General features: G+C 36.2%; 13 protein-coding genes and 1 pseudogene. 5 read left to right on the forward strand and 9 right to left on the reverse strand.

The features are described from left to right. The coding region (locus A9G28_RS11830) for an integrase core domain-containing protein (protein ID WP_141674712.1) at positions 1-303 on the forward strand (303 nt) is incomplete at its 5' end. Between the two features lie 151 nt (positions 304-454). Here the strand turns inward: A9G28_RS11830 and A9G28_RS13925 are convergent. From A9G28_RS13925 to A9G28_RS11850, 7 genes and pseudogenes are all read right to left on the reverse strand, one after another. Next, a complete protein-coding gene (locus A9G28_RS13925) occupies positions 455-841 on the reverse strand; it encodes an HNH endonuclease (RefSeq protein ID WP_255307569.1) in 387 nt (128 codons plus the stop codon). After that, on the reverse strand, positions 813-1,409 hold the full coding sequence (locus A9G28_RS13975; RefSeq protein WP_335340527.1) for a group II intron maturase-specific domain-containing protein: 597 nt from the start codon (positions 1,407-1,409) through the stop codon (positions 813-815). The genes A9G28_RS13925 and A9G28_RS13975 overlap by 29 nt, the downstream gene beginning before the upstream one ends. Beyond that, positions 1,379-1,840, reverse strand: coding sequence for a reverse transcriptase domain-containing protein (locus A9G28_RS14270; protein ID WP_442903269.1), 462 nt, complete (start codon positions 1,838-1,840; stop codon positions 1,379-1,381). The genes A9G28_RS13975 and A9G28_RS14270 overlap by 31 nt, the downstream gene beginning before the upstream one ends. A 33-nt stretch (positions 1,841-1,873) precedes the next feature. Further along, positions 1,874-2,182, reverse strand: a pseudogene (locus A9G28_RS14275) (reverse transcriptase N-terminal domain-containing protein); the annotation flags it as partial. Between the two features lie 1,199 nt (positions 2,183-3,381). After that, positions 3,382-6,222, reverse strand: a complete 2,841-nt coding sequence (gene uvrA / locus A9G28_RS11840; RefSeq protein WP_141673624.1) for an excinuclease ABC subunit UvrA — start codon at positions 6,220-6,222, stop codon at positions 3,382-3,384. A 228-nt stretch (positions 6,223-6,450) separates the two neighbouring features. Then, positions 6,451-7,389: a sugar kinase gene (locus A9G28_RS11845; protein ID WP_442903270.1), complete on the reverse strand. Its 939-nt coding sequence runs from the start codon at positions 7,387-7,389 to the stop codon at positions 6,451-6,453. Between the two features lie 15 nt (positions 7,390-7,404). Further along, positions 7,405-7,884, reverse strand: a complete 480-nt coding sequence (locus A9G28_RS11850; protein WP_065580791.1) for a YhcH/YjgK/YiaL family protein — start codon at positions 7,882-7,884, stop codon at positions 7,405-7,407. A gap of 685 nt (positions 7,885-8,569) precedes the next feature. On the opposite strand from A9G28_RS11850, the gene gmk reads away from it, so the two are divergent. Then, positions 8,570-9,202, forward strand: a complete 633-nt coding sequence (gene gmk / locus A9G28_RS11855; RefSeq protein WP_065580792.1) for a guanylate kinase — start codon at positions 8,570-8,572, stop codon at positions 9,200-9,202. A 51-nt stretch (positions 9,203-9,253) separates the two neighbouring features. On the opposite strand, the gene gloA is transcribed toward gmk, so the two are convergent. Beyond that, positions 9,254-9,661 (reverse strand): lactoylglutathione lyase, encoded by a 408-nt coding sequence (gene gloA, locus A9G28_RS11860; protein WP_065566272.1) that lies wholly within the window; start codon positions 9,659-9,661, stop codon positions 9,254-9,256. Between the two features lie 199 nt (positions 9,662-9,860). Then, entirely contained in the window at positions 9,861-10,361 is a 501-nt protein-coding gene (locus A9G28_RS11865) for a glycine zipper 2TM domain-containing protein (protein ID WP_065566277.1), read from the reverse strand. Positions 10,362-10,527: 166 nt separating this feature from the next. Here A9G28_RS11865 and A9G28_RS11870 point away from each other — a divergent pair, with 166 nt between their 5' ends. The 3 genes from A9G28_RS11870 (at position 10,528) to pgm (ending at position 12,981) form a co-directional block, all read left to right on the forward strand. Beyond that, positions 10,528-10,713, forward strand: coding sequence for a hypothetical protein (locus A9G28_RS11870; RefSeq protein ID WP_065580793.1), 186 nt, complete (start codon positions 10,528-10,530; stop codon positions 10,711-10,713). 22 nt (positions 10,714-10,735) lie between these two features. Next, positions 10,736-11,239 (forward strand): hypothetical protein, encoded by a 504-nt coding sequence (locus A9G28_RS11875; protein WP_065580794.1) that lies wholly within the window; start codon positions 10,736-10,738, stop codon positions 11,237-11,239. 104 nt (positions 11,240-11,343) lie between these two features. Next, on the forward strand, positions 11,344-12,981 hold the full coding sequence (gene pgm / locus A9G28_RS11880; RefSeq protein WP_065580795.1) for a phosphoglucomutase (alpha-D-glucose-1,6-bisphosphate-dependent): 1,638 nt from the start codon (positions 11,344-11,346) through the stop codon (positions 12,979-12,981). The last annotated feature ends 91 nt before the right edge of the window (positions 12,982-13,072 follow it).

A 13,072-nucleotide genomic window follows, 5' to 3' on the forward strand; every position in this document is an offset into this window, starting at 1 on the left:
CCATTAAAAATACGGGTCGATAATGGGCCAGAATTTACAGGAAAAACCTTTACCAACTGGGCTAAATCACATGATATAACCATTGATTATATCCAGCCCGGTAGCCCTTATCAAAATGGCTATATTGAACGATTTAATCGTACCTATCGTACTGAAGTACTCGATTTATATCTTTTTAACAACTTAGCTCAAGCAAGGAGAATAACTGAAGAATGGTTAACAATTTATAACACCGAAAGACCGCATGAGGCATTAAATAACATGACACCGATTGAGTATAAAACACTAAAACAAGCAGCATGATTTTCTACGTGAGTTGTGTACTAAGTTTGGGGTATTTACAATATTTCGCCCATCGTCGGGTAGCAACGACACATTACTGTGTCGCCGCCCCCTAAGAACTGTACGAGCGAATTTCTCCGCATACAGCTCAAGCCTTTCTATTAACTTATTGCTAAGTCGGTTTCAATACTTCTAACTTCAGTGCATGAACTTTAGTATGACATACAGGGTGTAATAATATTCTGTTTTCTAGCTTATTATCTCCCCCATGTACACGGTATATAATATGATGGTCATGCCAACCTGTCTCTTTTGTGATAGGTAACTGACATAATCCACAACGCCCTTTTTGTTCTTTATACAACCTTTGCCATTGACTTCTGTGCGAATAATCTTCGTACATCCGTTTTTGGTATAGCGTTTCGCCGTATAATTCCCATTCAGGTAAAAACGGATTGTATTCCGACTTCACCTTTATATGACGTTTAATTTCTGTCTTACTGCACAGCAGTAATTCCATCCATTTCTTTTCACCATGTCGATTTATTGTGTGTGCCAAATATCCAGTCCCTGTTTTGTGTCCTTGTAAAATATTTCTCTTTTACAAATCGTTTCCGTCTGTTACTGTGTCTTCGACAACACCAACGCCAAATCGCTTTCCAGACTAAATGGTCTACTTTACTGTACGTTTCTTTAGCAACAATGCTACGGTGATAGTTAGCCCATCCCCTTAACATTGGATTTAATTTTGCTATTAGTATGTCCTGCTTAACCATCTTCATTGCACTTATTGTCTCTTTTACCTTGCGATAAAATGCTTTCACATTCTTTTTGCTTGGTTTAATCAACAATTTGCCTTTAAATGATTTTACTGTCCACCCTAAGAAATCAAATCCTTGCTCGATATTAACAATGCGCGTCTTTCTTTCAGATAAGGTTAATCCTCTCTCTTTCAAAAATTCACGCATTACTGGTATAACTTCATTTTCCGGTAATTCTTTCGAACTTCCAGATATAATAAAATCATCCGCATATCGAACCATATACACCTTATTGGCTCGCCGTTGTCTATTTCCTACTATACCGAAGTGTTTCGTTAATAGTTCATCCATGCCATCCAGTGCCATATTCGCCAAAGTCGGTGAAATAATACCCCCCTTGTGGTGTAACCTTCCTCCGTCCGCTTGACCTGTCCCATATCCACTACGCCCGATTTTAACCATTTTGCTAATATCCGCTTATTCATCGGAATATTTGCGATTAACCAATCATGGCTTATATGGTCAAAACAACCTTGTATATCGGCATCCAATACCCATTGCGCCGTTTGTCTCATTTGACTCCCTTTGCGTGAGAATATCTTATGCACGTGGCTTATCGCGTCCGCCGTTGAGCGATTGATGCGAAATCCATACGAGTTTTTGTCCGCTGTAGTTTCAACAACAGGCTGTAAAGCAAATAAGTACAGCGCTTGCATTGCTCTGTCTTTCATGGTCGGAATGCCTAATGGGCGCTTCTTTCCGTCAGACTTGGGAATATAAACTCGCCTTAACGGCATGGGTTTATATCCTTTACTTGTTAGCGTTGCAATGGCTTTCCATTTACTCTTTGGTGTTGACCATGTTACTTTGTCAACGCCTGCCGTTCTTTTACCTCTGTTTTCCGTCACCCTCCGCACTGCCAACTGCTTGGCGTACGTTGAGCGTGTTAGTAACCTTTGTAAGCGTTTAACCTTACGATAGTCACCTTCAATTGTTGCCTTCGCAATCCGTACCTGCAACCCTTTAACATGTTTTGTTGCTTTGACCCAATCTATAGTGTGCCATAGCTCATTCATGTCAGGAGTCGCTGGAGCTGGACTACTTTTAACTTTTTGGTTAAACTTAGTGTACTCTTTCATACTTACTCCTGTCGTAACAGAAATAAGCAGAAATCTACTTGGTTTGTGATGAATAATTTCTTCTATCGTGAACGGAGAGAAGAATTATTCAAGTTACCAAATAAATTCTACTTCTCTGTCACATGGTAAAATTGTTAGAGTAGGGAAATGGGCTTGTTTTACTTGCCTGTTTCCTTCCTCACCCAATCATTCCCGAAGAAATGACCACAAAAGGATTAGCCAACATCTTACGATGAAAGACCAGTTAGAAGTCTGCACCCTTTCGGGTTAGGTCATGTTTCATACCCTATATCAGCCATTACAGCCAATCATTCGCTTTCTCTAACCTCCCTTACCTGCACCCCCAACAGTATCGCTTGCGCTCTACCTGCCTTTCGGCGGAAATACAGGCTTACCAAGTTCCATTATTATCACATAAATAGTTAAGATGCTGCCTGTTCGCCGATAGTGTTTATGATGACGTATCCCCAATGTAAAAAGAGATATCCCACTATATACCTTTTTGGTTAGAGCTTGTCAGTAGCTTAAGCTCTTTACAATTCACGACGTTTATCAGCAATTCACTTACGTTCATCTTTCTATTTAGCCTAGCCCCTCATGACATGCTACTTGCCATTACTTAATGTTACCTCACGATACGCATTAACCTTGCTATTCCTCAAGGGGGTACATTGTCAGGAAGCTCCGCACCAGACCGTTGCCAATCTCGCACTATCCCTAGGCTACTGTTAGCCATATAACAGGTTGACTCATATTTTATATAACATAGTGCCTATAAAATATGCCAACAATGATAATAACAGCTTGTGCACTTATTTAACTTCACAATAGGTCAATTCTAGCTTAAACTATATGCTGATGGGTTCTTTCGTTTCCTTGGTCAGCTCAATAATTTCTTATTGAATACCTTGGAAATTCCAGAATATCAGATATGATTAATTGAATTGTCCAAAGAATTAGTTCTTTAAATATATGAGATTGTCTTTCACAGACTAAAAAATTATTCTTTACCGAATATAGGTTACACAATATCCTTTCGGACATGTGTAACGTCCTACTCAGATATTGTGAAGGGTAGCTAATTAAAGTTGTTCACTTTAATAGCCCACCCAACTTTATTCAATTAAATCAATAAGTTAGGTGTCATAAGTGCGCCCTTGTCGCACTTATATGTTTTGAGTAGAAGTGATAGCACTTGGCTATTTGGCTTTTTGTTTTTCTAACAATGGTTTTAAGTATTTTCCCGTATAGGACTGTTTAGATTTTGCCACTTCTTCTGGTGTGCCTTCGGCGATAATTTCACCGCCACCATTACCTCCTTCAGGACCCAAATCAACAATCCAATCAGCGGTTTTAACCACATCCAAGTTATGCTCGATAACAACAATGGTATTTCCTTTATCTCGCAATGAATGTAATTGTGCTAGCAATTGCTTCACATCAGCAAAATGTAAACCAGTTGTTGGTTCGTCTAGTATATATAAAGTTCGACCTGTATCTCGTTTAGATAATTCTTTTGCAAGCTTTACACGTTGTGCTTCACCACCCGATAATGTGGTTGCTGACTGCCCAATAGTTATATAAGACAATCCAACATCAATCAATGTTTGTAGCTTGCGTGATACCATCGGAACTGCATCAAAAAATTCACGTCCTTCTTCAACGGTCATATTTAAAATTTCGTTAATCGACTTACCTTTATATTTGATTTCTAAGGTTTCACGATTATAACGGGCACCATGACACTGATCACAAGGCACATAAATATCGGGTAAAAAGTGCATTTCCACTTTAATTAATCCATCACCTTGACAAGCCTCACAACGTCCACCTTTAACATTAAAGCTAAATCGACCTGGAGTATATCCCCTAGCACGCGATTCTGGTACACCTGCATAAAGTTCACGGATCGATGTAAAAAATCCAGTATATGTTGCAGGATTAGAACGAGGTGTACGACCAATTGGGCTTTGATCAATGGCAATGACCTTATCAAAATAATCAAGCCCTTTAATCGCTTTATACGGTGCTATATCGCTTTTTTCTGCACCATTAAGTTCATTTTGAGCTAATGGATATAAGGTGTCATTAATTAAAGTTGATTTCCCCGATCCTGATACCCCAGTAATACAGGTAAATAATCCAACAGGAATATTTAATGTAACATCTTTGAGATTATTTCCCGTTGCACCAATAAGCGATAACATTTTTTTCTTATCAACTTTAGTGCGATCAGCTGGAATTTCAATTTGTTCTTTTCCAGATAAATATTGTCCTGTTAAAGAGGTTTTACATGCCATAATTTGTTTTGGCGTACCTTGTGCTACAACTTCACCGCCATGTACACCAGCACCAGGTCCAATATCAATGACATAATCAGCAGCCATAATAGCTTCTTCATCATGCTCAACCACAATAACCGTATTACCTAAATCACGTAAATGCGTTAATGTGTCAATCAAGCGGGTATTATCGCGTTGGTGCAAACCGATAGAAGGCTCATCAAGTACATACATCACCCCAACAAGCCCAGCTCCAATTTGACTAGCCAATCGAATACGTTGGGCTTCACCACCTGATAAAGTTTCTGCTGAACGTGAAAGCGTTAAATAGTTGAGGCCAACATTAATCAGGAATTGTAAACGATCGTTGATCTCTTTTAATATTTTCTCGGCTATTTGTGCTCGTTGCCCAGTCAATGACAATTTATCAAAAAAGTCTTTAGCTTGTTGCGTACTTAAATCGCTAATCGTCGGCAAATTAGTATCATTTATAAAAACATTTCTTGCTGCTGTACATAATCTTGAACCATCACAGCAAGGGCAAGGTCGATGACTAATATATTTTGCTAGCTCTTCGCGGATAGTTTGAGATTCTGTTTCTTTATAGCGACGCGCCAAATTATTAAGAATACCTTCAAACGGGTGTTTACGCTTAACCACATCACCACGGTCATTTGTATACACAAATTGGATTTCAGTGCTACCTGAGCCATTCAATAAGATATCTTTTATTTTTTGTGGTAGCTTTTCATATGGTTTATCAATATCAAATTTATAATGCTCAGCTAATGATTTTAGCATCTGAAAATAATAAAAGTTGCGGCGATCCCAACCTTTAATTGCACCAGCCGCTAAGGAAACTTCTGGCATCTGCACAATCCGTTTTGAATCAAAATATTGTTGTATACCCAATCCATCACACTCAGGACATGCACCCGCTGGGTTATTAAATGAAAATAATCTAGGCTCTAGCTCCGAAATACTATAACCGCAAATAGGGCAAGCAAAATTAGCCGAGAACAAATGTTCTTGGGCTTGCGGATCATCCAAATTTGCTACTTTAACAATGCCATTAGTGATTGAAAGCACTGTCTCAATTGACTCAGCAAGACGAGGTTTTAAATCATCACGAATACGAAAACGATCTACCACAACCTCAATGGTATGTTTCTTTTGTAATTCAAGTAAAGGGGGATCTGAAAGATCATAGACATCACCATCTACTCTTACTCGAATATATCCACTGGCAGCAAGTTGTTCAAATAATTTAACAAACTCACCTTTGCGCTCTGTGACAACGGGTGCAAGTAACATATAACGATTTTCAGCAGGCAACGCCATAATACTATCAACCATCTGTGATACTGTTTGAGCCGCTAATGGTAAGTGATGATTTGGACAACGAGGCTCCCCAATTCTGGCAAAAAGCAATCGTAAATAATCATAAATTTCAGTGATAGTTCCAACTGTCGAACGGGGATTATGCGAAGTTGATTTTTGTTCTATCGAAATAGCAGGGGATAAGCCTTCAATATGATCTACATCAGGTTTTTCCATTAGTGACAAAAACTGACGAGCATATGCCGATAAAGATTCAACATAACGTCGTTGACCTTCCGCATATAGAGTATCAAATGCTAACGAAGATTTGCCCGATCCCGAAAGACCAGTAATTACAACTAGCTTATCTCTTGGAATGGTTACATTAATGTTTTTTAAATTATGCGTTCGCGCACCACGAATATCGATATCTTTGATTGACATAGATCTCTTCTTATATGTGTTTTTAAACTAAATGAATAGAAAACCAACTGTATATTATACCAGTGGCATTTAATTAAATATACTACTATATAGAGAAATGCATTAATTAAGTGTTTTTATACTCAAACACTAATTTTTCTGAAAATTTTAACAAAATACTTGTTGCACTTATTTGTTATAACATGAATAAAAACGGTCATTAATGACCGCTTTTTTGCAAATTTAATTGATTAATTTAGGTGTGGCATCAACGGGAATAATTGCCCCTCGATATTGTATAACTGTACCAGCAACTAAATGACCTTGCAATGCTGATTGTGTTGGATTCTTTCCGTTTAAACGGGCAGCAAGATAACCAGCACTAAACGAATCACCAGCTGCTGTGGTATCAATTACATTTTCCTTTGCTATTTTATTAGCTGGAACTTCGAAACGACCTTCAGCAGAATCAATAATACAACTATCACTGCCACGTTTGATTACAATTTCAGTAACGCCAAACTGCTTTGTACGTTCAATGACTTGCTCATAAGGCAACTTACCCCATAACAAATCTTCATCATCTAACGTTAAAAATGCAATATCTGTATAGGATAAAATATCGGCATAAACACTACGAGCTAATTCAAGGCTACTCCATAAATGTGGACGGAAATTATTATCAAAGATGACTTTACCGCCATGAGATTTAACACGTTTTAAAAGTGCTAATAATTTAACAATACTTTCAGCATCTAAAATGGCAATACTAATACCACTCAAATAGACATAATCACACTGAGTAATTTGTTGAATGATTTTATCTGCCTCAGATGATTTCAACCAAAATTTAGCGGCAGCATCATTGCGCCAATAATAAAATGATCTTTCGCCCTGTTCATCAGTAACAATAGAATAAAGCCCAGGCAGTTTGTTAGGCATTTTTTGTACTAATTCCGTTTGAATATTTTCTTTTTGCCAACAATTTAACATCTCTTGACTAAAAGGATCAGTGCCAAGCGCTGTGACATAATAAATTGAAAAAACATTATCTTTTAATAAACGTGACAAATAAACAGATGTATTAAGTGTATCACCACCAAAGCCTCGGGTAGTCGAATCTTGTCTCATTGAAAGTTCGATCATGCATTCGCCAATAACCGCAATTTTTGTTGCCATAATATTTACCTAAGATCCTTATTCTAAATTTAAATAATCAAATGCAATTTTTACCACAACTTTACGAACAGTCACCATTTTGCCATCAATTGCGCAAAGTGGTTTATGCACTTCATGAGGAAAAAATACAATAAAATCGTTTGGTTGTAAAACTAATATGGTTTCTTCTTTCGGTGTTTCAATGAAAGCAATATCATTTTCTGTTAATTTATCATCTAAAATTGTTGTGTGAGGCGGTAACGTGCACACTGCCATTCCTTCTTGTCCTTCTAAAACAATCTGAACGTCAATATATTTTTCATGATATTCTGGGTTAGCCTCGTTGATGTGACGTGGAGAATTATCCGATACCATAAAAAACATTTTATCGCCATCAATATCATAACGCCCTATAGGAGTATTCCTATTCACGTTATCTTTAATATATTCAATTGACTGTTTTATTTTTTCTGGAAGATAAGGAACTAACCTTAAATGATTGATATTACCTATAATCATGCTAAATGATCCTTAAAAATATTGATGAAGATTAATACTGATAATGGCATTAATTGCAACTAACTTACACTATGATAAAGCTAATTAAATTAATAAAGAGTATATACTTAAGTCGCCTGTTTTTGTAGATCATTTGCTAATAAGTTTTTATCGCCTTTTATAGTTTAGTCATCGCTTGTTTACGGTTTGGAATGGCAACACATATTCAAACAAAAAATTAAGGAGTAAGTGTTTTTTAAATTCAACGGGAGGCTCCACACCAAAGAACAAAGAGGTATTTTTTACATGCTGTGCTCATAATTTTATTATACCACCACTCAATAAAAACAAAATAAATTAAAATATTATAAAAAACCAATCTCTAAGTTAGTTTTTGGTATTGCTTCGTACTCATTAACCTTACTGGCATTATTCATCAAAAAGCATCTCTCACAAATGTTAGCATAATCAAATCAATGCAATGATTAATTTGTAACAAAACTTGGTTAACTACCGTGTGTTAAGCGATGTTTGTAAAATAATTTTACCTAAATCGCAAAAAGTAATGATAAACAATAAAAATTGCACGATCCAATATCAAAAATAGATATAGAGCTCTATCTATTTTTTAATTTTGCTATAATATTTACAAAAGCATCTTTGACAATTAAAAAACATTTATTTATTAAAAGTGATAAAGCAATCTATGTATACAGGAACTCTATTTATTGTTTCAGCGCCAAGTGGTGCTGGTAAATCAAGTTTAATTCAAGCTTACCTTTCCCAAAATAATTTGTACCCAGCCAAAGTATCAATTTCGCATACAACACGCACACCTCGCCCTGGTGAAGCGCATGGCGAGCATTATTATTTTGTGGATCATGAGCACTTTGAATCATTAATTGCCAAGCAGGCATTTGTTGAATATGCTAACGTTTTTGACCACTATTACGGCACATCTAAAGCCGAAATCGAGCAAAGCCTAGCACAAGGTATTAATGTTTTTTTAGATATTGATTGGCAAGGTGCTAGGCAAGTACGCAAAAAAATGCCTCATGCAAAAAGTATATTTATATTACCACCCTCACTAAAAGAGCTTGAAAATCGGCTAGTAAAGCGTGGGCAAGATGACAGCAATATCATTGCCAAACGAATGAAAAAAGCACAGGCTGAAATTTCGCATTATAACGAGTATGACTATGTCATTATCAATGATGATTTTGATGTATCATTAAATGCCTTAAGCGCAATAATTACCACAGCTAGTTTAGAGCAATCAAAACAAACTGTTATCAATAAACAATTATTAGCAGATTTGTTGGCAAACCATTCAAATTAAAACATATATGATATCGCCTAAATATCAGTGCGATATCATTGATAGAATAAATTAATGACCTAATCCTCTATCGGCCTGATCGTTTTGAATTAACTCTAACTTATAGCCATCAGGATCTTCAACAAAAGCAATAATAGTTGTACCCCCTTTAACTGGTCCGGCTTCACGAATAACTTTACCGCCTGCTTGTTTCACGTCATGGCACATTTTAGCTACATCATCAACACCAATTGCAATATGACCAAATGCCGAACCATGTTCATATTGATCCGTACCCCAGTTATAAGTTAACTCAATAACTGAACTGGTAATTTCATCACCATAGCCAACAAAAGCTAATGAATATTGGTATTCAGTATTTTCACTGGTTCTTAACACACGCATTCCCATTATACGAGTATAAAAATCAATGGAACGTTGTAGATCGCCAACGCGGATCATGGTATGTAATATACGCATTACTTTATTGCTCCTTATCACATTAAAATTTGTGGTGAGTTTATACGTTAGTGCTTAGACAGGCAAATATTTGTTGCAGATTAGGAATGCATGATAAAAAATAACTACAAAAAACGAGTAAAATTAACATTTTGCTCACCATAAAGATGAGCAAAATTCAATCAAAAATGACATGCAATTTATTAAAAATTAAAAACTCTTATTTTATTGAATTTTTAAAACTACGAGGTGAAGCGCTAATTTGTTTACCGTTAGTCACTAAACGAACAGGTTGGCCAACAAAGAAATCGTTAGGAGAACCTTTTTGAACAATAACAATATTTGATCCCTTATTCTGTTTAATTTCTAATTCAACCCCTTCAGCTTGGTTGGCTTTATTTTGAATTGCATCGCCCAAAATTGCACCACCAATAGCACCTGTAGCAGCTGCTAATACTCGACCAGTGCCATCACCAATGGTATTGCCTAAAACACCACCTAGAACAGCACCACCTAAAGTACCCGCTACGTTTTCACTCTTACCATTTGACGCATTAGCTTGAATTTTAACTGGTCGTACAGAAACAACTGTACCATAACTCACTTGTTGAACTTGTTTTGCTTGATCAGCCGTATATACATCGCCAGAATGGAGATCACTATTGCTACATCCAGATATAAGTGCAGCTAAAATAGTTAATGTGACGATTTTTTTCATAATTAATTCCTCATGTAATGTTCGTATAAACTCGTTATACATTGTTTAGGATAATATTGTTTTTGAAAAACAACAATAGCATTTTCATTATTTTATCAATAGCCAATACAATTTATGCCTAAGTTAGGTTATACTCAGCGCAATATTTTATTAAGTATATAATGAATATATGAAACGGTTATTTTTTCAAGTAATATTATCAGTTATGATAACTGCCTGTCATGATGTAAATCAAGCGCCACAAAAAACAGATAATGCTGCTTTTGAGCAACCATCAGGTGGTTGTTTAGATAATAAAACAGCAAATGATTCACATCTTGGCAAAGTTCCTGCTTTAGGATGTCCCGTAAAATAATTTAATAGGCATATGTAACATAATGAAAACTATCGAAATCGACGAAGAATTATACCAATTTATTGCTGGCCAAACTAAACATATTGGTGAAGACGCATCAAGTATATTACGACGTTTGTTAAATATAAACCAATCAGGATTGGCAAAACAACGAACTAGCGTAAAAAAAGAAAATCATTATCCTCTTTTTAATGATTTATTAACTAGCAACACTTTTACAAACGAAAAATCCATTATTAGTCGTTTTATATTATTACTTAGTGCTTTATATAACTATAATCCAGCACTTTTTGCTATTGCCGCCACTTCATTGCATGGTAGCAAACGACAATATCTTGCAAAAGACAAGCTATCACTCGAAACATCGGGTAAAAATACCAAACCTCGCGAAATTACTGGCACACCTTATTGGGTTATTAGTAATACCAATACTGCCAGAAAAATGTATATTATTGAATCGATAATGAGTGACATGGGCATATCTGAAACAATGATAAACCAAGTTACCAACGCTTTTTTACCTTAACAGGTTAAATAAAAACATATATAACGTTAAAAACACGATATAAACTCAATCAATTCATGTTTTTAGCCTTTATAAAATATTAGTTTATGAAAGAGGAGTAAAAAATGGCCAAGCAAAGCCGCGCAGGAATGCTAGCACAAGCATCGGATCTTATTAATGTTGAAGCCTTAAAAAATAATTATTACCAAATCCAACCTGATACGGATAATGCTAGCCAATTAGTCATTTTTGGTACGTCTGGTCATCGTGGCAGTTCCAACAAAGGTACATTTAATGAAGCTCATATATTAGCCGTTGCTCAAGCCATTGCCGAATACCGCAAAGCCAATAACATTACTGGTCCATGCTTTATTGGTCAAGACACCCATGCACTTTCAGAACTTGCATTAAAATCAGTTATTGAAGTTTTTGTTGCTAATGAACAAACTGTGGTTATGGCTTATGATTGGGGCTATACACCAACGCCAGTGATTTCACATGCTATTTTAACCTATAACCAAGGCAAACATTCCCAGCTTGCCGATGGCATCGTAATTACGCCATCACATAACCCACCTGAAGATGGCGGAATAAAATATAATCCAACTAATGGTGGTCCTGCAGATACTGATATTACAAAGCAAATAGAAAACCGTGCTAATGAATTACTAAAAAACAAACTAAATGGTGTAAAACGCATCAGCGTAGACAAAGCAATACATTCAAATTATATCCATACGAAAGAATACGAAACCGATTATATTAACGATCTTGAAAATATTCTCGATCTATCTCTCATCAAATCATCATCACTAAAAATTGGTGTTGATCCATTGGGTGGTGCTGGTATTACTTATTGGCCTAGAATTGCCGAAAAATATGGTATTAACTTAAATATTGTTAACAACAACATCGATCCAACATTTAGTTTTATGCACCTAGATCATGATGAAGTGATCAGAATGGACTGCTCAAGCCGTTGGGCAATGGCTGGATTATTAAAATTAAAAGACCAATTTGATTTAGCCTTTGGCAACGACACTGATTTTGATCGGCATGGTATAGTGACCCCTACAGGGCTAATGAACCCAAATGCCTATCTTTCTACTTGTGTAAATTACTTGTTCCAAAATCGCCCTCAATGGCATAAAGATATCGCCATTGGTAAAACGCTAGTAACAAGCTCAATGATTGATCGAGTAGCCAATAGCTTAAACAAAAAATACTTAGAATACCCAGTTGGCTTTAAATGGTACGCTGATGGGCTTTACCAAGGTAAACTAGGCTTTGCTGGCGAAGAAAGTGCTGGCGCCTCATTTTTAAGAACCAACGGTAAAGTTTGGACGACCGACAAAGATGGGATTATTTTATGCTTATTAGCGGCCGAAATGACAGCTAAATTGGGTAAAAATCCACAAGAACAATATCAAAAGTTGGAAGAAAAATTTGGTGTTTCTTATTATGGGCGAATTCAAGCGCCAGCCTCGTTTAATGAAAAACAAAAACTAGCGAAACTTGATGCAAGTCAATTAACTACCGACAACCTAGCTGGCGAAAAAATTACTCAATGCCTAACGACTGCACCTGCTAATAATGCACCAATTGGTGGGCTTAAAGTGATTACAGAAAACGGTTGGTTTGCCGCTCGCCCTTCAGGAACCGAAGATGCTTACAAAATTTATGCTGAAAGTTTTATAAGCAACGAACATTTAAGCACGCTTCAACAAGAAGCGCAAGAAATTGTGGCAAAAGCAATTAAATAGTTAGCCGAATTTGCAATGAAAAGCAACTGTTAAAGTTGCTTTTCATTTTTAAAGTACAATTTGAATTCCAACTTAACATTTTGATTTTCTG

It is taken from the genome of Gilliamella sp. Fer1-1, assembly GCF_001690825.1.
GTDB lineage: Bacteria > Pseudomonadota > Gammaproteobacteria > Enterobacterales > Orbaceae > Gilliamella > Gilliamella apicola_C.

Coding starts and splice junctions, on each gene's coding strand:
- A9G28_RS13975 (WP_335340527.1), bottom strand. CDS start 1,409: ATGGCACTGGATGGCATGGATGAACTATTAACGAAACACTTCGGTATA.
- A9G28_RS14270 (WP_442903269.1), bottom strand. CDS start 1,840: ATGCCGTTAAGGCGAGTTTATATTCCCAAGTCTGACGGAAAGAAGCGC.
- A9G28_RS11850 (WP_065580791.1), bottom strand. CDS start 7,884: ATGATTATAGGTAATATCAATCATTTAAGGTTAGTTCCTTATCTTCCA.
- gmk (WP_065580792.1), top strand. CDS start 8,570: ATGTATACAGGAACTCTATTTATTGTTTCAGCGCCAAGTGGTGCTGGT.
- gloA (WP_065566272.1), bottom strand. CDS start 9,661: ATGCGTATATTACATACCATGATCCGCGTTGGCGATCTACAACGTTCC.
- A9G28_RS11870 (WP_065580793.1), top strand. CDS start 10,528: ATGAAACGGTTATTTTTTCAAGTAATATTATCAGTTATGATAACTGCC.
- A9G28_RS11875 (WP_065580794.1), top strand. CDS start 10,736: ATGAAAACTATCGAAATCGACGAAGAATTATACCAATTTATTGCTGGC.
- pgm (WP_065580795.1), top strand. CDS start 11,344: ATGGCCAAGCAAAGCCGCGCAGGAATGCTAGCACAAGCATCGGATCTT.